The following is a 20,428-nucleotide window of genomic DNA, read 5'->3' as shown; positions in this document are numbered from 1 at the left end:
AAAAAAGCGTCGAATAGAACCTTAATCGATTCTATTCGACGCTTTTACTATATTATTCTATTGATTTGATTGATGTATTTCATTTTCAATAGCTTCATCTATTTTCGGTTCAGGATGTACATATACAGATGATATTCCTATCTCGTGAAGATGTGATTCAACTTTATCACAAATTAAATGTGCTTCATTAATAGATAAATTAGGTTCAACTACAATGGTCACATCTAAAAAGATACTACTGCCATGATAACGTCCTTTAATACTTCGAACGTCAAGCACGTCATCCACTTCTAAAATATCATTTCGATATTCTTCTAAATCCTTCTCATTAAAACCATCACTTAATGTAAAGATGGATTCTTTAAATATTCCAAAGCCTGTGTAAATGATTAATAAACCTAGTATTGTCGCTAAAACAATATCAATAATAGGAAATCCGATTTGTGTAAATACCAAACCTACTGCAGTACCGATACTAACTAAGCTATCTGACAGGTTATCTTTAGCTGCAGATTTTAAAGAACTACTATTTGTTTTTTTGGCTAATCTATGATTAATGACATAAACACCAAGCATTATGAGACCACTAATAATACTAACTAGAATAGTAACAGGACTTGGCACATGTTTATCATGGGTTAATAATCGAGGTGCATTTTCAATGACAACTTGTATACCCACAAACATAATAATAAATGATACTAATAATGTTGAGATATTTTCAGACTTTAAATGACCATACGGATGATTTTTATCTGCTGGTTTAATAGAAATTTTCAGCCCAACAATCACAGCAATAGAAACCACAATATCCGTCATATTGTTCAATGCATCCGCTCTAACTGCTGCCGAATTATATATGAATCCTGTCACGTATTTAGCTACTGAAAGGATGACATAAACAACTAAACTTAAATATGCCCCACGTTGTGCGATTTTCAAATTTTCATTTTGAGACATGACAATAGACCACCTTGATTTCCTTTAGTAATCATAGTATGAATCATAAAAAATGTTTTTACAACGTTTTTTAATTTCTATATTTTTTATATAATTAAGCTAATTATTTTTTTAGATTTGCCTAAAAAATAACCTGCTTATCGCTAAGAATAAAAGTACTTTTGCAATTCAATTCTTCATATTATATTTGAACATATGAAAAAGTCTCGCAAACGATCATCACTGTTCATCTGCGAGATTACAATATTATACCTGCTTTATATAATGAAGATGACTCAAACGTCAATCTTTTAAAATCCATTTTGACAATATGAATGTGACCGGTATTGTAATGATCAAGCCAGCGAAAGGTGCAATTTCTGAAGGTATATTTAACCACTGCACAAATACGTATAACAATACGGTCTGCATTCCCATATTAACAACTTGTGTTAAAGGGAAACTAATAAATTTACGTAGTGTAGGTTTCACTTTATAAACAAAGTAACAATTCAAATAGTAAGAAATAATAAAGCTAACTAAAAAGCCAGTAATATGACTAACTAAATAATTTACATTTAAAAGTTTTAGTAAAAGTAAATACACCACATAATAATTAAATGTATTCACCCCACCTACGATAATAAATTTAATTATCTCATAGTGTGTTTGAGTCAATTTCATACTTAATCTCCTTCAAGTTTTGCCATGTTTGAACCATACGGTACAATTTTTAATTTAATATTCTGTGGTATATCATAATATATTTTAAATAAATTGTGTTGTATATCATCGCTAGGTGTTACTTTATTAAGCATATTTTCAAATGGTAACTTCTCCAGTACAACCACATGTTTAATATGTTGTGTATCTAATTGATGTTCAATCGAATGTAACCGTTGTATATGAGTAAAATATATCATACCAAAGATTACTATGAATATCATAGATAATCCTAATGCTAGCGTTCTTAATCCAATAAGTATTGATTTCATATTTACACTGCATTGAGTCATTAATAATAGTAAATACAATACCCATAACACATAATTAGTATAGAAGTTACCTGGCGTTATTGGAGATACTAATAACAATGGCACTGTGACTAATAATATAGATCCAAGTGTATAATAACCTAACATTCTCACCAACTGTGTTTTAAAAATCACATAAGTTGCGATAAACAACGCAATGTAGAACCATCCACAAATCATAAAATTTAATAAAGCGACACTTAGTGATCCTTTTAATTTATAAAATTGAAGAAAATCATATATAAAGAATTTATAGAAAGGCAAAATAGCGATACTAATGACTAAAACTACTTTCCAACGTAATATCCAATGATTGAAAAAGGCATTTTTAAACAATAAATAAATCATTATCAATGCAATCAAGGTTAATATTAAATATTGATTAAAGAAAATATATTCCGGTAATTCCTTAAATATTGTATGTAATATCTTATGTTTCAAACCTTGATTATCTGAGAAGCGTAAATATTCGTTCCCACCTCTATATATACTAATATATATTGGATTGATAAACATGAGCATACCACCTATTAAGCTCAGCATAAAGCCCATAATTAAATAATAATTGATATGTCGATGTTTAATGCAAAAGATGACATTCCCAATAATCAAAATTAGCATATTATAAAGTGTTAAATTCTCAACAAATAATTGACCTAACAGCGTGGATATTAAAAATAAACTTAACCACGTAGCATTAAGTTCTTCCCATTTGTATATTGATACTACAACTACAAATAATATTAATATCGATAACATTGTACTAGGCACATTACTAAAGAAACCTGCGAAGTTACCATATGTATCTCTATAAATGATTCTTGGCATCATTAATATGAGAATAAACGCAATGACGATATAAATTCTACGTTGATATTTGCCTGTCATCATTGTTAATAAATAAATCATGCCCAAAGATACACCAGCATAGATTAGATATCGTAACACACTCATTTTCATTGCTATTAACTCTAATAAGTTATCTAAATATCTACCATTTGTGTATTCAATCAACCCTTTATATACCGTTAAATTATGTGCGATTGCCCATTTGAAATCATTAACTGCTAAAGGCGTTAGAATACTAATTAATAAATAAAAAAGAAAAATGAAGGTACACCATACGTAGAATTCATTCAATTTAAAGTTGATCTTGTTGTTCATGTCTAAGTTGTTCACCTTACCTATATAAATATTACGCTATATTATTATACTATTATAAAATATATTTTCCATAATTAATGTTGTATCTTTCATCCTTGATGAATATGCCACTGAAAATGTTTTGCCTTTTGTTTTCAAGTCGACTCTTTTACAATAAAGATAATCAAATCGATGAGGAAGTGTCGACCAATGAAAATAGTCATCGCACCAGATTCATTTAAAGAAAGCATGTCAGCTCGAGAAACAGCAGAAGCGATACAAGAAGGATTTTCCAAAATATTACCCTCAACTGTTGAATATGATTTAATTCCTATGGCTGATGGTGGCGAAGGTACAACTGAAGCCTTAATGGAGGCATTAAATGCTAAGACAATAGCTACAACCGTAAAAGATCCGCTATACCGAGACATTACCGCAAAATATGCTTACGCATCATCTCAAAAGATAGCAATAATAGAAATGGCCGCTGCATCTGGTCTTGATTTATTAACTAAGGAAGAACGAAATCCGTTGAAAACCACTACTTTCGGCACTGGCCAACTTATTAATCATGCTTTAGAGCTAGGTGCCCAAAAAATTATACTTGGTATTGGCGGTAGTGCTACGAATGATGGCGGTGTAGGCATGTTACAAGCATTAGGCGTAAAGTTTTTAGATAGCAATGGTCACTCAATTGAACCTGGTGGATTACATCTACTTGATATACAAACTATTGATACCACTCAGTTAAATTCAAAATTTAAAAACATCGATATGAGCGTAGCTTGTGATGTGACTAATCCATTATTAGGTGAGAATGGTGCAACCATGATATATGGCCCACAAAAAGGCGCCACAGCAAAGATGATACCAAAGTTGGATACCGCGCTTTGCCATTATCATGATAAGATAAAATTACAACTAGATAAAGATGTTAAAGACATACCTGGTGCTGGCGCAGCTGGTGGCATGGGCACTGCTTTATTAGCTTTCTTAGATGCCCAGTTATCTAAAGGTATTGATATCGTTTTAGAAGAAACACATTTCCAATCTAGAATTATAGATGCAGATTTAGTCATAACAGGTGAAGGCAAATTAGATTCCCAAACGATTTACGGTAAAACGCCAATGGGTGTTGCTCAAGTTGCTAAGCAATTCAATCTACCTGTTATAGCCATTGGTGGTAGTTTGGGCGAGCGATACGAAGCAGTCTATGATCACGGTATAGATAGTGTCTTTAGTATCATGAATCAACCTATGGATCTACAATACGCACTGGATAATGGACCTACCCTTTTAAGTCAAACTGCACACAATATCGCCCGTTTATTAAAATTAAACATGTCTTTTGATTCATAAATAAACTAACCCAATAATGATGAGGTGAATGAAATGAAGAGAACTGATAAGTATAAAGAATCGTATCGTTATGATGACCAATACCAAAATCATCGTAGCCAAAGTGAAGAACGTGAATACAGAAATCAAAGTCAATATCGTGATCATAATGAATTTAACGATCCTGAACAACACCCTGAACGCTATTACAATGGTAGAGATTATAGAAGAGAACAAGAGTTACAAGAAGAAAACCAAAAAACACGTAAATCTAAAAAATGGTTAATCGCTATTATCGTTATATTATTAATTATCGTGGCTATTTTCGTAACGAGAGCAGTGTTAAATCACAACAATAACAAAGTAAATAACGATCCTAACGTCTCTCAAAACTATAAAAAAGAAGTCGAAAATCAAGACGACGATATTAATAAACAAGTGGATACAGCTAAAAACGAAATTAAACAAAATAAAAATAGTCAAACTCAAATTAATCAATTACAACAACAAATTAATAACTTAAAACAAAAAGAAGAAACTAATGCAGATTCAAAACTTACACAATTTTATCAAGACCAAATCGATAAATTAAAAAATGCAAATACCGCACAACAAAACAATGAGAACCAAAACAAAGTAGATAGCATGCTACAAGATATTAATACTAAATTTGATAGTATTAAATCTAAAATTGATGAACTCATTAATGGTTCCGGTAACTCTAATAATCAACAACCATAGTCAACAACCATAACAGGCTTACATGTACTTCCATTTAGAAATACATGTAAGCCTGTTTTTAACATTAAATTTTAAAGATTGTTCTGTTTCAGCTTATTAATTTTAAATTGTATTACTATCACTATCGCTATTAGTGAAATAAATATTAAATGAAATGACAATCTCATTAATGCAAATGGTAATTCAAATAATATAGCTTTCCACATTAAATCTTTAGGCATATCCCATAAACCTGGAGTTAAAAATAATTGGAAAGCATTTTGATATTGAAAAATGTTAGATAAGTAAGTAGCTAAATAAATGATACATACAGAAGTTATTAGATTAACTATCCTCTGATAATACGCCAATCGAGACTCATTATCCGAAAATAATTCATCATTACCATCCTTTTTCTTTTCCCAGTACTGATTGTTAACACCATGTGGTCTACCAGAAATATGATCCCATCCACATTCCTCATGTAAAGTGACATAATCATAAAAATCTCGCTTTTTTAAAGAACGATAATCTACCCTGACTACGTAATTTTCATCAGTCTCTATAAATTTATAAAATCCAAAAGTTGAAAAACTAACTAGTTTATAGCCTTCATCAAGAATATTATTAATCCATCTTTCTTCTTTAATTGGGTTTAAAAACATTCTGAATTTAGTCATTTTTGTCAATTTGATCACTTCCTGATTCATAAATATTCACCATTCTACGTAACCTATCATTTTCAATTTCTAAAATTTCTGTGCCAAGCTCAGTTATTTGATAAACCTTTCTACGTGCTTTTGACTCACTAATCATACATATATATCCATTCTTTTGCAGATTTTCTAGTGCACCATAAAGGGTACCAGCTGCAATATTCACATCTCCATTACTCATTTCGTTAACTTGTTGCATAATTTTATAACCATGTGCTGGTTTGACTAATGCTAATAAAATATAATGCATCGTTTCTGATAAAGGTAACAGTTTGTATCTTTTCATATTAATCTACCTAACTTTCACTATATAGTTCAACTGTACAGTTAAACTATATAGTGAAACTGTATAATTGTCAAATACATAAAAATTTAAATTACTACATACAAATATGGTCAAAACATATATAATTTGTTCTATAACTTCTTTAAAAGGAGAATGATTATGCAAAATACAAGTGCCAAGCACTTCCCTTTCATATTAATTATCATTTTCGGTGTAATGACCACTTTTGGTCCTTTATCGATTGATATGTATTCACCATCGTTACCGGATGTGCAACATGCATTTAGTTCAACTACATCTGAAATTCAATTAACTATTTCTTTTGCAATGATTGGCTTAGCACTTGGACAATTTTTCTTTGGTCCTTTATCTGATGCATTTGGTCGAAAAAAAATTGCTTTAACGATTCTAGTGATATACATGCTTGCATCCTTGATTGCAGTATTTACGACGGATTTATACTTCTTTCTATTTTTAAGATTGATTCAAGGTTTAACTGCAGGTGGGTCAATTGTTATCGCGAAAGCATCTATTGGTGATAAATTTAGCGGTGACGAAATGGCTAAGTTTTTAACTTCTCTAATGGTAGTCAATGGAATCATTACGATTATAGCGCCATTACTCGGTGGATTTGCTTTAACCATATCTACTTGGAGAAGCATCTTTGTCATTTTGACAATAATTACAATCATCGTCATTATCGGTGTATTGATGAAAATGCCATCAACAAATCACGCCGATCGAACAACATTAAACTATGGACGTATATTTAAAGATTTTGGTCAGTTGTTGAAGAAACCGTCATTTGTGATTCCAATGTTGTTACAAGGTTTAACTTATGTCATGCTATTTAGTTATTCAGCTGCGTCACCTTTTATAACACAAAAAATTTATAGCTTATCACCACAGCAATTTAGTGTAATTTTAGCAGTCAATGGAATCGGCTTAATTTTAGTAAGCCAAATCGTAGCATTATTAGTGGAAAAATTGAGTAGATATACATTATTAATCTATTTAACACTTATTCAAATTATTGGAGTACTATTGATTATTTTAACGTTAACAATGCATTGGCCTATTTGGATGTTAATCATCGCCTTCTTCTTAAATATAAGCCCGGTTACGTCTATCGGACCGTTAGGCTTTGCACTCGCTATGGAAGAACGAACTGGTGGTAGTGGCAATGCTTCAAGTTTATTGGGCTTATTCCAATTTATTTTAGGCGGTGTGATTTCACCATTAGTTGGTCTTAAAGGACAATTTGACGCTTCACCATACCTAGTTATCATTTCAATAACGGCCATACTATTAGTCATATTACAAGTCATTTATTTCAAACTTAATCCAACTAAATATCGTTCATAACATATAAAACGCAAGTGAGATGATGACAGGCTATTCAGTCTGAAAGCATCTAACACTTGCGCTTTTTTATGATTTATTTTGTTCTATGGGTAACCAAATTTCAGTAATATAATTGTCGTCTTGCGTATCGCCTTCAGGATACAATTCGAAAAACGGTGCACGCTTTAACTGAATATTCTCAGTTGGAATCAATTCCTGATGAATTTGACGCATCGCTTGTCTAATGGATTGAGGTACTTTCCCTTTCGCATTGACCACAAGATAATCATTATCCTCTAGTTGATACGTTTCTAAACCGTCGTTTGGATTAGTCTCACAAGACACCCCAATCATATAATTCATTTTGCCATCTTGCTGTGGTAAACAGAGGCCAAGCAATCCATTAAGTGCCAGGTCACTTTTTTCTGCAAGTCTACGGTCTAATCCCATAGACGTCACATCTTCCCAAAAATCAGGAATATTACTTTGAGCATGACCACCGCTTTTAAACTGACGTGTCACACCAATAATATGTGTCGCTTTCATATTTTTAATTTGATAATCCATCTTTGACTCCCCTTAAATATTTCTACTCCCATTTATTTATAACCTATCTTGAGATTGAATAACATTAAAATGATTATTTCTAAACATATTATTATCCAAAATATGGTGCACAGTATATAATATTGAATATTATTCAAAGTGTATTTAAGCTGAAGGAGATTAACGATGAACAAAACTATTTTACCTGTCAAACCGATGAGTCAGTTATTTCCAATACCAATGGTTATGGGATGTGAAGGCGTATCAGCATCAATGATGTTTCACTATAATCAACAACCTGTTAAGGCTACAGATATTATGAAACATTGGCCCACGCACCCGAATAATCCATATAAAGGTTATGTCGGTCACCATTTACTAGTTAAGTTTGGCTATCACCAAACTATATTTCCAGAAGCCTATGTCCCATTTTTACAAAAATATAACTCACGCATCGTAGACGGCACAGGTACAAGTTTAGCTGAGTTAGAAAATATCATTGATCAACAACAACCTATTGTTATTTACCATACGAGCTTAGGTGCTCGACCAATGCGTCGAAGCTTTAAATTTGATGGTCGTAAAATCCGTTTGGTTTCGAATATACATGTCACACTACTTATTGGCTATGATAACAAGCACTATTACTATATAGATCCATTATGGAGCCATATAAAAAAAGGTATTATTTTTCCAGCTATCTTCCCCAACCAAAAGCAAGTCATCAAAATTAAGAAATCTAAAATGGAACGCAGTTTTAATGCCCCAGGTCGTATGTGTTTATACGTTAATCCTGAATAACTGATATCAAAAAATTATCGCTAACACTCGCTATTATTATGAGTGTTAGCGATTTTTAAATTGTAAAGTCCATAAGTGCATGGTTTATTTCCTGAGAAATATTATCTGTACGCCATTGTCTTTGATATCCTAGACATGGGCATAGATAGTGTACACTTTTCTCCGTCAAAGTTTTTCTGAAATGAACGTGACCCATAATACTGTATTGAATGTTATAGCTATCATATATATAATTGAAATCTTTGGTTCCAATATAAGCATTAAAGAAATCAAAAATACGATGTGGTGTTGGCACTACGAAAGCTGGATGCGTAACAATATGTGTGACTAAAATCATCTTGCGTGTTCCAACTCGTTCTATATCCGCTTCCACTTGTTGCGCCGCTTGTAACGATAGTGCCTTATCTGTCATATCACAATCCATTCTCACTTTATCTTGCCATGTTGCACCATAATGTTTACCTCGTTCTAATTTTTCTAATGAAAATTTGCCATTAGCAAAGGCGTAATCATACCATCCTGTGTGCCCCACAATAGCCCATTCATCGTCAATAATATAAGGTTGTTTAATCAAACATGCATCTTGTTGTGTATAAATGTCGAAAATTTCTTGTGAACTTTTATCTGTACCATCAGACCATAAATCATGATTCCCAGGTACAAATAATATAGGTATATTTAACATTTCTTTTAAGTCATTGATAAATTGAATCACTTGTCGATAATCATTTGAAATGTCACCCGCAATGACGAGTAATTCTATCTCTCTTTTGATTACCACATCAACTAAAGTATCCAAATAATGTTGTGCATTTAATTTGGGATGTCGATCGATATGTAAATCAGAAATCGCCCCTATTTTCATTTTACATTCCTTCTTCACGTATCATTTATCATTGCTAATCATTATTACACATCTCTTTTTCAATTCAAAAAATTATGATTGATAATCATTATCACCATATCATTTCAAAAATTATTCTTTTATCTTTATAATAGTTATGTTTTCGAAATTAATTACTATTGAAAGTACCCCTATTTAACAGAATTATGTGATTATTCAAAAAAGTCATAAGTAATATTTATCATACAAAGCCTAATAAATGTATTTACTTATATTTTGAAAATTAATTGCTTTATTACAACTATTTCTATAGTATTAATAAAAAGAAAACGCTTTCACAAAAAATGTTTATTTTGCTTTCCTGAGGAGGAACATTATGGCAAGACAACTACATAGAGAGTTGAATAACAGACATATCCAATTAATTGCAATTGGGGGTGCAATTGGTACGGGGCTATTCTTAGGTTCTGGACAGACGATTTCACTTACAGGACCTTCACTGTTATTCACATATATGATTATCGGAATGATACTTTTTGCTTTTATGCGTGCTTTAGGGGAATTATTATTAAGTAATACGAAATTCAATTCATTTGTTGATATAGCCAATGAATACATCGGACCTTTTGGCGGTTTCGTGATAGGTTGGACATATTGGATTTGTTGGATTGTTTCAAGTATGTCGGACTTAACAGCAATGGGACAATATTTCGCCTTTTGGTATCCACAAGTCCCACACTGGTTAACAGTGTTATTCATTGTATTAATTTTAATTTCGTTTAACTTACTAGGTGCAAGACTATTTGGAGAGTTAGAGTTTTGGTTCTCAATTATTAAAGTAGTCACAATTGTTGCGATGGTTATTGTAGGGTTAGTATTGATATTCTTTTCTTTTAAAACACATTACGGGCATGCATCATTTACTAACCTCGTTAAACATGGCGGTATGTTCCCACATGGTGCATTTGGATTCTTAATGTCATTCCAAATTGCTGTGTACTCATTTATAGGTATAGAATTAATCGGGGTTACGGCTGGGGAAACAAAAGATCCTCAGAAAACGATTCCTAAAGCAATTAATAATGTGCCTATTCGTATTTTATTATTCTATATTGGTGGGCTACTCGTTATCATGTCTGTCATTCCATGGAACGGTATAGATCCTGATAGCAGTCCATTCGTGAAGTTGTTTACATTGATTGGTATCCCATTTGCCGCTGGTATCGTTAACTTCGTGGTATTAACAGCTGCTGCTTCTGCGACAAATAGTGGGATTTATTCAAACAGTCGTATTTTATTCGGCTTATCTAAACAAGGTCTAGGGCCAAAAGTGTTAAGTAAAACTAATTCAAATGGTGTCCCTTACTTATCAATGTTCGTGTCATCATTTACTTTATTAGTTGCAGCATTACTTAACTTTATCTTTCCGGATGCCATTCAATTATTTATATATGTCACTACGCTATCTACAGTATTGTTTTTAGTTGTATGGGCAATGATTATTGTGTCTTATATCATTTATGTTAAAAAGAATCCTCAAGAACATAAAGATAATAAGTTTAAATTGATTGGAGGACAAGCTACAGCATACGTTGTATTAGCATTCTTTGCATTTGTATTCATATTATTATTCTTTAGTGATGATACTAGAGCCGCTATCTTTATTTCACCATTCTGGTTCATCTTCTTATACTTCTATTATAAAAAGTATAAAAATAATGCTAAAGACCTAGCTGATAAACAACGTTTATCTGATCAAAAACACGTAGAAAACACATAATAATTATATTATTATAAGGTATAATCGAACTTGTCGATTATACCTTTTTTTGTCTAATTTGTTTAAATTGTAAATATGAAAATATAAGGTAGAATAATATATATCATTCTCACAAGGAGATTTCTATGGAATTATTAGAAGCTTTTATTATATTTATAATTGCAGTAGTGATTAGTTCGATTATACATAATCGATTCCCTAAAATCCCTACAGCTTTTATACAAATCGCGCTAGGTGTAGCTATCTTCACCTTACCGATTCCCATACATTTTGATTTCGATTCTGAGGTCTTCATGATGGCAGTCATTGCACCTTTACTATTCGTCGAAGGTACACATGTTTCAAGGACCAAATTACTTGAATATAAAAAACCAATTATTCTAATGGCTATGGCTTTAGTATTTACTACTGTTATTGGTGTAGGTTTCTTTATTCACTGGATCTGGCCTGATTTACCAATGCCAGCTGCCTTTGCTATTGCAGCAATTCTATGCCCAACAGATGCTGTTGCAGTATCTGCAATCACAAAAGGGAAGATTTTACCTAAAGGATCCATGTCCATTCTTGAAGGTGAATCCCTTTTAAATGATGCTGCCGGTATTATTTCATTTAAAATTGCCGTTACAGCTTTAGTTACAGGTGCATTTTCAGCTGTAAATGCGATAGAGCAATTTATCGTATCTACGATTATAGGTATTTTAATCGGAATTATTGTAGGCTCAGTTGTTGTCAGATTACGTATTTATCTGACTGCTAACAAAGGTATGAAAGACAATAATACTTTAACATTCATTCAATTACTCACTCCATTTGCTGTTTACTTTATTGCAGAGTTATTCCATGCATCTGGCATTATCGCAGTAGTTGTTGCAGGTCTTATTCATGGTTGGGAGCGCGACCGACTCATTCGTGCACAGACTGAACTTCAAATGAGCTTCTCACAAATTTGGAATACGTTGAGTTATGCCTTAAACGGATTCGTATTCGTGGTATTAGGGTTCATCGTTCCTGAAGTGGTCATCCAAATCATCAAAGTGGAACCGGATAATATTAAATTCTTAATATTAATTAGTTTACTCATTGCATTAGCTATTTATGTTGTTCGATTTATCTGGGTGTTCTTATTATACAAAGATTTCTATTATCCAAATCACTTACAACGTTATTTGGAAGACACGGATATTGCAGAAGAACAGCCACCAAGTCGTATACGTTATGCATTTATTATGACTATGTGTGGTATACACGGAACGATTTCTTTATCAATGGCTTTAACATTGCCAACGATTATCAATAATCACCAAACCTTCGAGTATCGTAATGATTTATTATTTATAGCTTCATTGATGGTACTCATCAGTTTAATATTGGCACAAGTGGTATTACCTTTTATTACTGAATCTGAACAATCAACAGATGACGAAGGTATGACCTATCAATCAGCAAAAATTTTCATTATGCAAGCAGTTATAACTCGTCTTAAAGAACTATCTGAAAAGAATAAAGACATTGATTATAGACCTGTTTTGACACAATATTACGGGGAAATGTCATTCTTAATTAATGCAGAGCCAGATAATCAAAATACTAAAGAATTACATCGTTTAGCAGAAATTGCTGAAGAAGAAGAAACAGCTACATTAGAAAGACTTATCAATAAAGGTAAGATCAATTCGCAAGAGTTGAATAACTATAGAAATGTTAAAGAACTTACTAATTCGTATAAAGAAGCTTCATTTGTAAAGAAAATTACACGCTTCTTTAGAATGTTTTACCTTCGTTTCAAAGCAAGAAAGAATTTACGCAAACAAGAGTATGATCGATTTAAAAAGGAACATGCTTATAAAGATCATGTATCAACTAGCAAATCAAACCAAACTGAAGAAGCACAACTTGACCGTGCAGAAATGTTAAAAGTTTATCAAAATGATTTGAAAAAGGTGCAACAAATTTTACGCATCGTTAATCACCACATTATTTTACGTATGCAAAAAGAGCAGAATCCTTCAAACGTATTAGAAGTAAGTTTAGTCATTGATCAATATCACAACTTATCTCGTGCATTACGTAACCGACGTAAAGGTAATAGAAATAAAGATAAATCAAATCAAAATGCTAAAGAATTAACAACTGAAGCGCAGCAAAATATCCACCTTCAAGCCATTTACGCTGAACGTGAATATTTAGATGCTTTAATTAAACGTAATCAACTATCGCCTAAAGTAGCAAGTCAATTACGTGAAAATATCAATTACAATGAAATTGTATTTGCAGAAAAATATTAGTTATATACCTTAAACTAAAAAGCCGTCACACTCATCTATCTTTAATGAGTGCGACGGCTTTTCAATTTATTTTTTAAGTTTAAATGGAATAGTACATAGTATCACGTTCTTTTGATAAATTAAATGCATTTTTAATCGTAAACTTGTTTGGTTGTGTAATAAATGATGCCAAGGCTTCTTAGGAATAAATTCTGGAACAACCACCGTGATTAAATAATTTTGATCTTCGGCTTTGCGATGAATTTTATCAATAAATCGTGATATCGGTCTGATAATACTTCTATATTCTGAATGTAAAATAATGAGTCTTACATCAGGAAAGTGTTGCTTCCATTTTTCTTGGAATGCTTTTTCGTCTTCATCACCAAATGATACGTGCACTGCAATCACGTCATTATTCGCTAACATCTGTGCATAATAAATTGATTTATCAACGACAGTCGTAATACTCATAATCGGTACAATAGCTAAACTACGATCTACTACTGGTACGTCATGCACGTCTAAATCAGAACGTAATTGCTCTGCAACATTACGATAATGAATTTTAATTCTTACAAATACAGATACAAAGAATGGTAAGAATAATAAAATTGGCCAAACATGACTGAATTTAGTAATCAAGAATATCATAAATACCACAAATGTAATCGTACCACCTAATGTATTTACTGCTAATTTAGCCTGCCAACCTTTTGGTCGTTCTCTATACCATTTTAATACCATACCAAATTGCGCTAAAGTAAATGGAATGAAAACACCTACTGCATATAATGGTATTAAATTTTCAGTTTTACCTTTAAACAAGATAATTAATATAATCGCAAAAATACCTAACACAAGAATTGAGTTAGAATAACCTAATCTGTCACCTCTAACCGTAAACATTCTAGGCATGTATTTATCTTTAGACATAGATGCCGCTAACATTGGAAATGCTGTAAAACCAGTATTTGCTGCTAATACTAATATCAATACTGTTGTAGCTTGTACAAAATAGAATGCCACATTGTCACCAAAGATTTGTGTTGCTAACTGTGATAGAACCGTTGTCTCAGTCTGTGGCATAATGCCATATACATATGCTAATCCTACGATACCTACTAATAGGAATGCTAAAATACTACCCATTGTGACTAACGTTTTTACTGCATTTTTAGGTGCTGGGTCTTTAAAGTTTGTCACCGCATTTGAAATAGCCTCTACCCCTGTTAAAGAAGAAGCCCCTGAAGAAAATGCTTTTAATAGTAAAAAGAGTGTCACGCCGTGTACTGCTGTTCCTACTGAAGATTGCATATGGGGTTGAATGTCACCTGTTGCAACACGCCATGTTCCCACTACAATTAATGCAACCAATCCAATGATGAATAAGTACACTGGATAAGATAACACAGTTGCCGATTCAGTTAGACCTCTTAAATTTAATATCAAAATGACTAATACTAATAAGCATGCTATGAGTACTTTGTAATCATATAAATTTGGAAATGCAGCTACAAACGCATCTGCACCGGAGGATATACTAACTGCAACGGTTAAAATATAATCGACCAATAACGAACCACCAGCAAGAAGTCCCCACTTCTCTCCTAAGTTCGTTTTCGATACCATATATGCCCCGCCCCCTTTAGGGTAAGCATATATCACTTGGCGATATGATAATATAAGTGCAGCTAATAAAATCAGAACGCCTGCAGCAATAGGTAATGTATACCAAGACGCAACTGCACCTACAACAGATAATGTAATTAATATCTGTTCTGGACCATAAGCTACTGAGGATAATGCATCTGAAGATAAAATTGCTAACGCTTTAAATTTAGTAATTTTTTCGTTTTTCAAGTCCCTATTCTTTTTGGGACGCCCAATTAAAAGTCTTTTAATTTGATTAAACATAACACTACTACCTCTTTGTATGTTGATGGATAAACTATACTCCCAACATTCAAAATTGTATAGATTAACACCATATCTTTTTACTAACTAATCACTCTTTTAGAGTATTATAACACTTTTTATTCATTTCTCTTTCTAATCATTTATTATTCATAAAATAAATCCTTTAATTCGCTAAAATATTTCGAAAACTGCTATAATAAATTACACACAATTAACAACGACACATTATTAAATATTAGAGGATTAGAATCATGAAAAAGAAACCATTTATTATCACTACCATAATGGTAATTGCCATACTCATTGCTGTGATCATTACGAAACATTTTTGGGCATATAATAAAAATGAAACATTACTCACTCAATCTTCACAGAATTATATCGACACAATCGTGAAATCAGATATGAAATCTGGCGATATACCTGGCGCTTCGATATTAATCATAAAAGATAACAAAGTCTTTTTAAATAAAGGTTATGGTTATGCAAATGTCGAGAAGAAAATTAAAGCAAAGCCTACAACACGATATGAAATTGCATCAAATACTAAAGCATTTACAGGATATGCCATTTTAGAATTAGCTAAAAATGGCAAACTAAACCTTAATGATCATATATCTAAATACCTTCCAGGCTTTTACATGAAATATGATGGTAAAAAACAAGATATCACGATTAAACAATTACTTGGTCAGAAAAGTGGTATACCCGCAGATATTACAAGCGAGGATCAAACTGAAGTATACGGCGACTCTATCAAAAATTTAGTCCAAAGTATCAAAGGCAAGGAACTGAATCATAAACCTGGAGACACATTTGAATATTCCAATATGAATTACGATATATTAGGTCTCATTATCCAAAACGTATCTAAAGAATCTTATAACACGTATATCAAAGATCATATTTTAGAGCCACTAGATATGGAACACACAACATTTAAAAAGACCAACTCTAAAAATAAGCACGAAGCCGTTGGTTATGAACAATCAGGTGGCGCAATTAAAAAAAGTGCACCTTCATTTAATATTGGAGATACACCTTCAGCCTTTTTAATGTCTAATACGAGAGATTTAGAGCACTGGGTTAAAATGCAATTAGCACCATCATCTAAAACAAAAGATATTGTTAAAGCATCTCAAAAAACAATTAATGAATCACAGGGTGAGGATGATGCTAATGGTTATGCTGCTGGATGGTTTACTAATGCTCACACAGATTATATATATCATACAGGAACACTTGATAACTATTCCTCTGTTATATTGCTCAATCCGAAGAAATCTTATGGTATCGTCGTATTAGCAAATATGAATTCTAATAAAGTGACGCAACTCGCAGACCATTTAAATGCTCAAGTCATGAACCACAAACACTATACGACAATCGAGACCAAAATTGATCAAGCTCACAATATAAACGTGATTATCTCTATCATTTCTATGATAGGCGTTGTTATCAGTCTCTACTTTATCTTACGTCGCTTATTTGCCATCAAACACGGTAAATATAAGGTACAAAGAAGCAAAGCTTCACTATATGCCTTTATTTTAGTCATGGTAGCATTTGTTTTAATTAGTGTCGCTATGTATTTATTACCATACTTCGTCTTAGGCAATAATAGTTGGTCATTTGTAATGACCTGGTTACCATCACATGCTAAATGGGCTTTATTTAGCTTTTATAGTTGTATCATCTTAATTACCATATTACTTGTAATCATCATTTTAAGTCAGAAACGCACACGTCATTCTAACTAACGGTTACGTTAAAAAAATAAACAGTTAAGAATAAGTGTCATAACTATGTACTAAGTTTGTTATATTAGATTAAAATTGTATGTGATGATTGATTTCATACCTTAAAACAAAGATATTTCATATGAAAAGGAAGTCAATAATGGCCAAACGAATTTCTCTATTACTAATCACTGTTTTATGTTTATCAGGATGTGATTATTCAAAATCTGATAATCGTACAGGATTATTTTATAATACATTTGTGCAACCTATGGATCGGTTATTACATTTATTTGGCCGATTGTTTAATGATAACTACGGATTAGCTATAATAGCTATTGTCTTAATTGTACGTTTTATTTTATTACCATTTATGCTTATTCAAGTAAAAAATATGCATATTATGCGCGAAAAAACGAAAGTCGTTCAACCACAAATTGATAAAATTAGAGAGAAGATTAAAGAAGCAGATTCTCAAGAGGAACGAAACGCAGCAAATCAACTATTGATGAATAAATATAAGCAATATGGTATCAATCCATTTAAAAATATCATCGGTTGTTTACCTGTCATCATACAAATACCTATCCTTATGAGTTTATATATGAGTTTAAAATATCCAAGTAGTGATGGTATTACAAAATATCCACATTTTTTATGGTTTAATTTAACCGAACCGAATATTATGATGACGCTAATAGCAGCACTCATGTATTTTATTCAACCTTTAGTGAATTCAATTCATTATCCTAAAGATGAACGTAAAACGTATTATGTCATGATGATTTTGTCACCTATCTTCATCACTTATGCATCTTTACATTCCGCTTCAGCTTTAGGCCTTTATTGGTCGGTTAGCGCCGCATTTCTAATCATCCAAATGCATTTTGCGCATCGTCACTATGCCAAGATTGGCCGATCAGAAGCCCAACAACTAAGACAATCACTAGAGCAACATAAAGAACAACGTTAAAACTCATTCATAGTAAAAAGCACGACTTAAACCATTAGGCTAAGTCGTGCTTTTTCATATACGCTATTTAATTGGGTTCATACCATCTTTCCAAGTTGAATAAATTAATTGACCACCTTGTGCTTTGAACTTATCGTTAGTAATACCACGTTCAAATGGTTGTGCAGGTTCAATATTTATTTCTGGATCAACATTTAATTGTTGTTTATACCATTCTGCAAAATCTGAACCTTTAACAGGCTCGTCATCTGCTACATTATAAATACCATTATCAAAGTTTAAAGCTTGAATTGACGTTTCGACTGCATCATCTAGATGTATAAATGATGTAACGCCATCTGATAATGTAACCTTACCGTCTACAAATTGATTGTAAATCATACCATCTTTGCCGTACCAAGTACCAGGTCCGTATAACCAACCAAATCTTAATACAACATATTCATCCATACGAGATGTTTCTTCTTCAAGTCCAATAACACCATCAACCGTTACTTTACGGTCACCACTTGAATCTAAATCTAATGGTGTTTCTTCTGTAGCAAGGCCTTCCCCTGCTTCGTACATAAAGCCAATACTTTGTGCGATGACTTTTTTAACATTGTATTTTTGAGCTGCATCGATTAAGTTTTTAGAACATTCGACACGTACTTTAGTATTTGCTGCCATATCTACATTTTTTAAATCTGTAATTTGATTAATAATGATTTCTGGTTGGAAATCTGCAATAGCTGCTTCAATCGTATCGTATTTTAAAATATCTCCGATATATGCTTTTACATTAGCTGATTCTAATTTATTTTTACCATTTTCAGATGTTGTAAAGCCAGCTACATCGTGACCTTCTTCTAATAATCTTTTTGTTAATTTGATGCCGATTAAACCAGTTGCACCAGTTACAAATATTTTACTCATTATCTCACCTTTTCTCTATTTATATATGGGGAATTATTTACTTGCTAGACGAGTGTACAAAATCTATCGTATTCATCCAAATAATATGCCCAAGTAATTCTGAAAATCTTTCTTCTTTAGGTAAATCTTCTACTTTAGGTGTTAATGCTAAATGAGGAAGTAAGTATTCATGAAAGGCAATATTTACTAAGACACCAAAAGCACTTCCTCTTAATACTTTTACTTGCGGAAATTTTTCTGCAAGTAGTGCATAACCGAATGCATTTGCTATAGAAAATCCATAATGAACACCCATAATTGTGAGTGGAATCTCATTACCATTATAATGATAACGCGCATGTTTAACATTTTCAGGTAAACCTAATTGATTAAGCATCGTCATTGGTGGTGGTTCTTCATCACGTTCTGGCGTTCTAGGTGGCAATAATGCTTCCCACCCCATTTTAACGGCGCCACCTAAGAAGCCACCAACCAAACCAGTCATAATCACTTTCTTGTATGATACAGACATACAAACATCTCCTTAAACTTATCTTTCCTTTTATCATTACCCTTTCATATTTACTTAAGACACACTTTATAAATCCTTTTTAAGTATTTTCATGTCTTTGAGCAATTTTCCATTGTCATAAATAGGCTGTTCATATTGGCTAATAAAGAAGTTTTGTCTAATATCATAGTCTTTAAATCCTAATCGATAATAAAATTTGAGCGTGCTTTCAGTGTCACTAGTACCAACATACATCGTCATGTTTTGATACTTAGCAAAAAGCCATGTCATTAGGTAAGTACCCAGTCCTTTTCTGCGATATAAAGGATGAACAGCTATGTTCTTCAACTCTACCTCCGTATCAGATAATGTTTCTACTGCTGCTATAGCTAGGGATTGGGATTGATGTTCATCACTTAGTAAATAGACATGACATTGATTAATATATTGTTCTATTGCCTGTTTTTCAGGATCTGCTAATAATAGCAAATTCATATATTGTTTGACGACTGCTTTTTCTAGTTCATTAACAATCATATACTCACCTCAAATATTAGAATGTCGCACGTCATTTTTCAGTTTAAAAAAGCTTATAAGCAATTCGTGGGTTTTGCTTATAAGCTTAATAAAAGGTTT

Annotated in this window: 19 protein-coding genes; 8 read left to right on the top strand and 11 right to left on the bottom strand. The window is 32.2% G+C overall.

All coding sequences use genetic code 11. The features are described 5' to 3' along the window. Window positions 1–57: 57 nt before the first annotated feature. From ssp1_RS02350 to ssp1_RS02340, 3 genes are all read right to left on the bottom strand, one after another. Complete coding sequence (locus tag ssp1_RS02350) at window positions 58–960, bottom strand: cation diffusion facilitator family transporter (RefSeq protein ID WP_075778124.1); 903 nt, start codon at window positions 958–960, stop codon at window positions 58–60. Between the two features lie 282 nt (window positions 961–1,242). Next, entirely contained in the window at window positions 1,243–1,623 is a 381-nt protein-coding gene (locus ssp1_RS02345; protein ID WP_049424575.1) for a GtrA family protein, read from the bottom strand. Window positions 1,624–1,625: 2 nt separating this feature from the next. Next, a complete protein-coding gene (locus ssp1_RS02340; RefSeq protein WP_075778123.1) occupies window positions 1,626–3,137 on the bottom strand; it encodes a hypothetical protein in 1,512 nt (503 codons plus the stop codon). A gap of 189 nt (window positions 3,138–3,326) precedes the next feature. Here ssp1_RS02340 and ssp1_RS02335 point away from each other — a divergent pair, with 189 nt between their 5' ends. Both ssp1_RS02335 and ssp1_RS02330 read left to right on the top strand, forming a co-directional pair. Further along, window positions 3,327–4,475, top strand: a complete 1,149-nt coding sequence (locus tag ssp1_RS02335) for a glycerate kinase (RefSeq protein ID WP_075778122.1) — start codon at window positions 3,327–3,329, stop codon at window positions 4,473–4,475. Between the two features lie 33 nt (window positions 4,476–4,508). Beyond that, window positions 4,509–5,195, top strand: coding sequence for a hypothetical protein (locus ssp1_RS02330; RefSeq protein ID WP_075778121.1), 687 nt, complete (start codon window positions 4,509–4,511; stop codon window positions 5,193–5,195). Between the two features lie 71 nt (window positions 5,196–5,266). Here the strand turns inward: ssp1_RS02330 and ssp1_RS02325 are convergent, their stop codons facing one another. Together ssp1_RS02325 and ssp1_RS02320 are read right to left on the bottom strand one after the other, a co-directional pair. Next, window positions 5,267–5,854: a DUF2812 domain-containing protein gene (locus ssp1_RS02325; protein WP_240328906.1), complete on the bottom strand. Its 588-nt coding sequence runs from the start codon at window positions 5,852–5,854 to the stop codon at window positions 5,267–5,269. Then, window positions 5,847–6,176, bottom strand: coding sequence for a PadR family transcriptional regulator (locus ssp1_RS02320; RefSeq protein WP_075778119.1), 330 nt, complete (start codon window positions 6,174–6,176; stop codon window positions 5,847–5,849). The genes ssp1_RS02325 and ssp1_RS02320 overlap by 8 nt, the downstream gene beginning before the upstream one ends. Window positions 6,177–6,335: 159 nt before the next feature. Between ssp1_RS02320 and ssp1_RS02315 the strand changes: the two genes are divergently transcribed. Further along, window positions 6,336–7,541, top strand: coding sequence for a putative multidrug effflux MFS transporter TcaB (locus tag ssp1_RS02315; RefSeq protein WP_075778118.1), 1,206 nt, complete (start codon window positions 6,336–6,338; stop codon window positions 7,539–7,541). Between the two features lie 66 nt (window positions 7,542–7,607). On the opposite strand, the gene ssp1_RS02310 is transcribed toward ssp1_RS02315, so the two are convergent. Further along, window positions 7,608–8,087: a GyrI-like domain-containing protein gene (locus ssp1_RS02310; RefSeq protein ID WP_075778117.1), complete on the bottom strand. Its 480-nt coding sequence runs from the start codon at window positions 8,085–8,087 to the stop codon at window positions 7,608–7,610. 165 nt (window positions 8,088–8,252) lie between these two features. On the opposite strand from ssp1_RS02310, the gene ssp1_RS02305 reads away from it, so the two are divergent. Then, window positions 8,253–8,867, top strand: coding sequence for a C39 family peptidase (locus tag ssp1_RS02305; RefSeq protein WP_075778116.1), 615 nt, complete (start codon window positions 8,253–8,255; stop codon window positions 8,865–8,867). 55 nt (window positions 8,868–8,922) lie between these two features. On the opposite strand, the gene ssp1_RS02300 is transcribed toward ssp1_RS02305, so the two are convergent. Further along, window positions 8,923–9,732, bottom strand: coding sequence for a metallophosphoesterase (locus ssp1_RS02300; protein WP_107536090.1), 810 nt, complete (start codon window positions 9,730–9,732; stop codon window positions 8,923–8,925). A gap of 355 nt (window positions 9,733–10,087) precedes the next feature. Here ssp1_RS02300 and ssp1_RS02295 point away from each other — a divergent pair, with 355 nt between their 5' ends. Together ssp1_RS02295 and ssp1_RS02290 are read left to right on the top strand one after the other, a co-directional pair. Next, window positions 10,088–11,491, top strand: a complete 1,404-nt coding sequence (locus ssp1_RS02295) for an amino acid permease (protein ID WP_002450366.1) — start codon at window positions 10,088–10,090, stop codon at window positions 11,489–11,491. A gap of 125 nt (window positions 11,492–11,616) precedes the next feature. Then, window positions 11,617–13,776 (top strand): cation:proton antiporter, encoded by a 2,160-nt coding sequence (locus ssp1_RS02290; RefSeq protein WP_107532691.1) that lies wholly within the window; start codon window positions 11,617–11,619, stop codon window positions 13,774–13,776. A 66-nt stretch (window positions 13,777–13,842) separates the two neighbouring features. Here the strand turns inward: ssp1_RS02290 and ssp1_RS02285 are convergent, their stop codons facing one another. After that, complete coding sequence (locus ssp1_RS02285) at window positions 13,843–15,672, bottom strand: APC family permease (RefSeq protein ID WP_075778113.1); 1,830 nt, start codon at window positions 15,670–15,672, stop codon at window positions 13,843–13,845. 254 nt (window positions 15,673–15,926) lie between these two features. Here ssp1_RS02285 and ssp1_RS02280 point away from each other — a divergent pair, with 254 nt between their 5' ends. Together ssp1_RS02280 and yidC are read left to right on the top strand one after the other, a co-directional pair. Continuing rightward, complete coding sequence (locus ssp1_RS02280; RefSeq protein ID WP_107536091.1) at window positions 15,927–17,435, top strand: serine hydrolase domain-containing protein; 1,509 nt, start codon at window positions 15,927–15,929, stop codon at window positions 17,433–17,435. Window positions 17,436–17,574: 139 nt separating this feature from the next. Next, window positions 17,575–18,387, top strand: coding sequence for a membrane protein insertase YidC (gene yidC, locus ssp1_RS02275; protein WP_118828101.1), 813 nt, complete (start codon window positions 17,575–17,577; stop codon window positions 18,385–18,387). 63 nt (window positions 18,388–18,450) lie between these two features. Here yidC and ssp1_RS02270 read toward each other — a convergent pair whose 3' ends face one another. The 3 genes from ssp1_RS02270 to ssp1_RS02260 form a co-directional block, all read right to left on the bottom strand. Further along, window positions 18,451–19,302: an NAD-dependent epimerase/dehydratase family protein gene (locus ssp1_RS02270; protein WP_075778110.1), complete on the bottom strand. Its 852-nt coding sequence runs from the start codon at window positions 19,300–19,302 to the stop codon at window positions 18,451–18,453. A gap of 37 nt (window positions 19,303–19,339) precedes the next feature. Further along, the gene (locus tag ssp1_RS02265; RefSeq protein ID WP_049424604.1) at window positions 19,340–19,813 is read right to left on the bottom strand and encodes a DUF1440 domain-containing protein; all 474 of its coding nucleotides are present in this window, start codon (window positions 19,811–19,813) and stop codon (window positions 19,340–19,342) included. 66 nt (window positions 19,814–19,879) lie between these two features. Then, complete coding sequence (locus ssp1_RS02260) at window positions 19,880–20,329, bottom strand: GNAT family N-acetyltransferase (RefSeq protein WP_075778109.1); 450 nt, start codon at window positions 20,327–20,329, stop codon at window positions 19,880–19,882. Between the last annotated feature and the right edge of the window lie 99 nt (window positions 20,330–20,428).

It is taken from the genome of Staphylococcus sp. M0911 (assembly GCF_003491325.1).
GTDB lineage: Bacteria > Bacillota > Bacilli > Staphylococcales > Staphylococcaceae > Staphylococcus > Staphylococcus warneri_A.
Note: the sequence above shows the minus strand (reverse complement) of the source record. Positions and strands in the feature narration are given on the sequence as shown.

Coding starts and splice junctions, on each gene's coding strand:
- ssp1_RS02350 (WP_075778124.1), bottom strand. CDS start 960: ATGTCTCAAAATGAAAATTTGAAAATCGCACAACGTGGGGCATATTTA.
- ssp1_RS02345 (WP_049424575.1), bottom strand. CDS start 1,623: ATGAAATTGACTCAAACACACTATGAGATAATTAAATTTATTATCGTA.
- ssp1_RS02340 (WP_075778123.1), bottom strand. CDS start 3,137: ATGAACAACAAGATCAACTTTAAATTGAATGAATTCTACGTATGGTGT.
- ssp1_RS02335 (WP_075778122.1), top strand. CDS start 3,327: ATGAAAATAGTCATCGCACCAGATTCATTTAAAGAAAGCATGTCAGCT.
- ssp1_RS02330 (WP_075778121.1), top strand. CDS start 4,509: ATGAAGAGAACTGATAAGTATAAAGAATCGTATCGTTATGATGACCAA.
- ssp1_RS02325 (WP_240328906.1), bottom strand. CDS start 5,854: ATGACTAAATTCAGAATGTTTTTAAACCCAATTAAAGAAGAAAGATGG.
- ssp1_RS02320 (WP_075778119.1), bottom strand. CDS start 6,176: ATGAAAAGATACAAACTGTTACCTTTATCAGAAACGATGCATTATATT.
- ssp1_RS02315 (WP_075778118.1), top strand. CDS start 6,336: ATGCAAAATACAAGTGCCAAGCACTTCCCTTTCATATTAATTATCATT.
- ssp1_RS02310 (WP_075778117.1), bottom strand. CDS start 8,087: ATGGATTATCAAATTAAAAATATGAAAGCGACACATATTATTGGTGTG.
- ssp1_RS02305 (WP_075778116.1), top strand. CDS start 8,253: ATGAACAAAACTATTTTACCTGTCAAACCGATGAGTCAGTTATTTCCA.
- ssp1_RS02300 (WP_107536090.1), bottom strand. CDS start 9,732: ATGAAAATAGGGGCGATTTCTGATTTACATATCGATCGACATCCCAAA.
- ssp1_RS02295 (WP_002450366.1), top strand. CDS start 10,088: ATGGCAAGACAACTACATAGAGAGTTGAATAACAGACATATCCAATTA.
- ssp1_RS02290 (WP_107532691.1), top strand. CDS start 11,617: ATGGAATTATTAGAAGCTTTTATTATATTTATAATTGCAGTAGTGATT.
- ssp1_RS02285 (WP_075778113.1), bottom strand. CDS start 15,672: ATGTTTAATCAAATTAAAAGACTTTTAATTGGGCGTCCCAAAAAGAAT.
- ssp1_RS02280 (WP_107536091.1), top strand. CDS start 15,927: ATGAAAAAGAAACCATTTATTATCACTACCATAATGGTAATTGCCATA.
- yidC (WP_118828101.1), top strand. CDS start 17,575: ATGGCCAAACGAATTTCTCTATTACTAATCACTGTTTTATGTTTATCA.
- ssp1_RS02270 (WP_075778110.1), bottom strand. CDS start 19,302: ATGAGTAAAATATTTGTAACTGGTGCAACTGGTTTAATCGGCATCAAA.
- ssp1_RS02265 (WP_049424604.1), bottom strand. CDS start 19,813: ATGTCTGTATCATACAAGAAAGTGATTATGACTGGTTTGGTTGGTGGC.
- ssp1_RS02260 (WP_075778109.1), bottom strand. CDS start 20,329: ATGATTGTTAATGAACTAGAAAAAGCAGTCGTCAAACAATATATGAAT.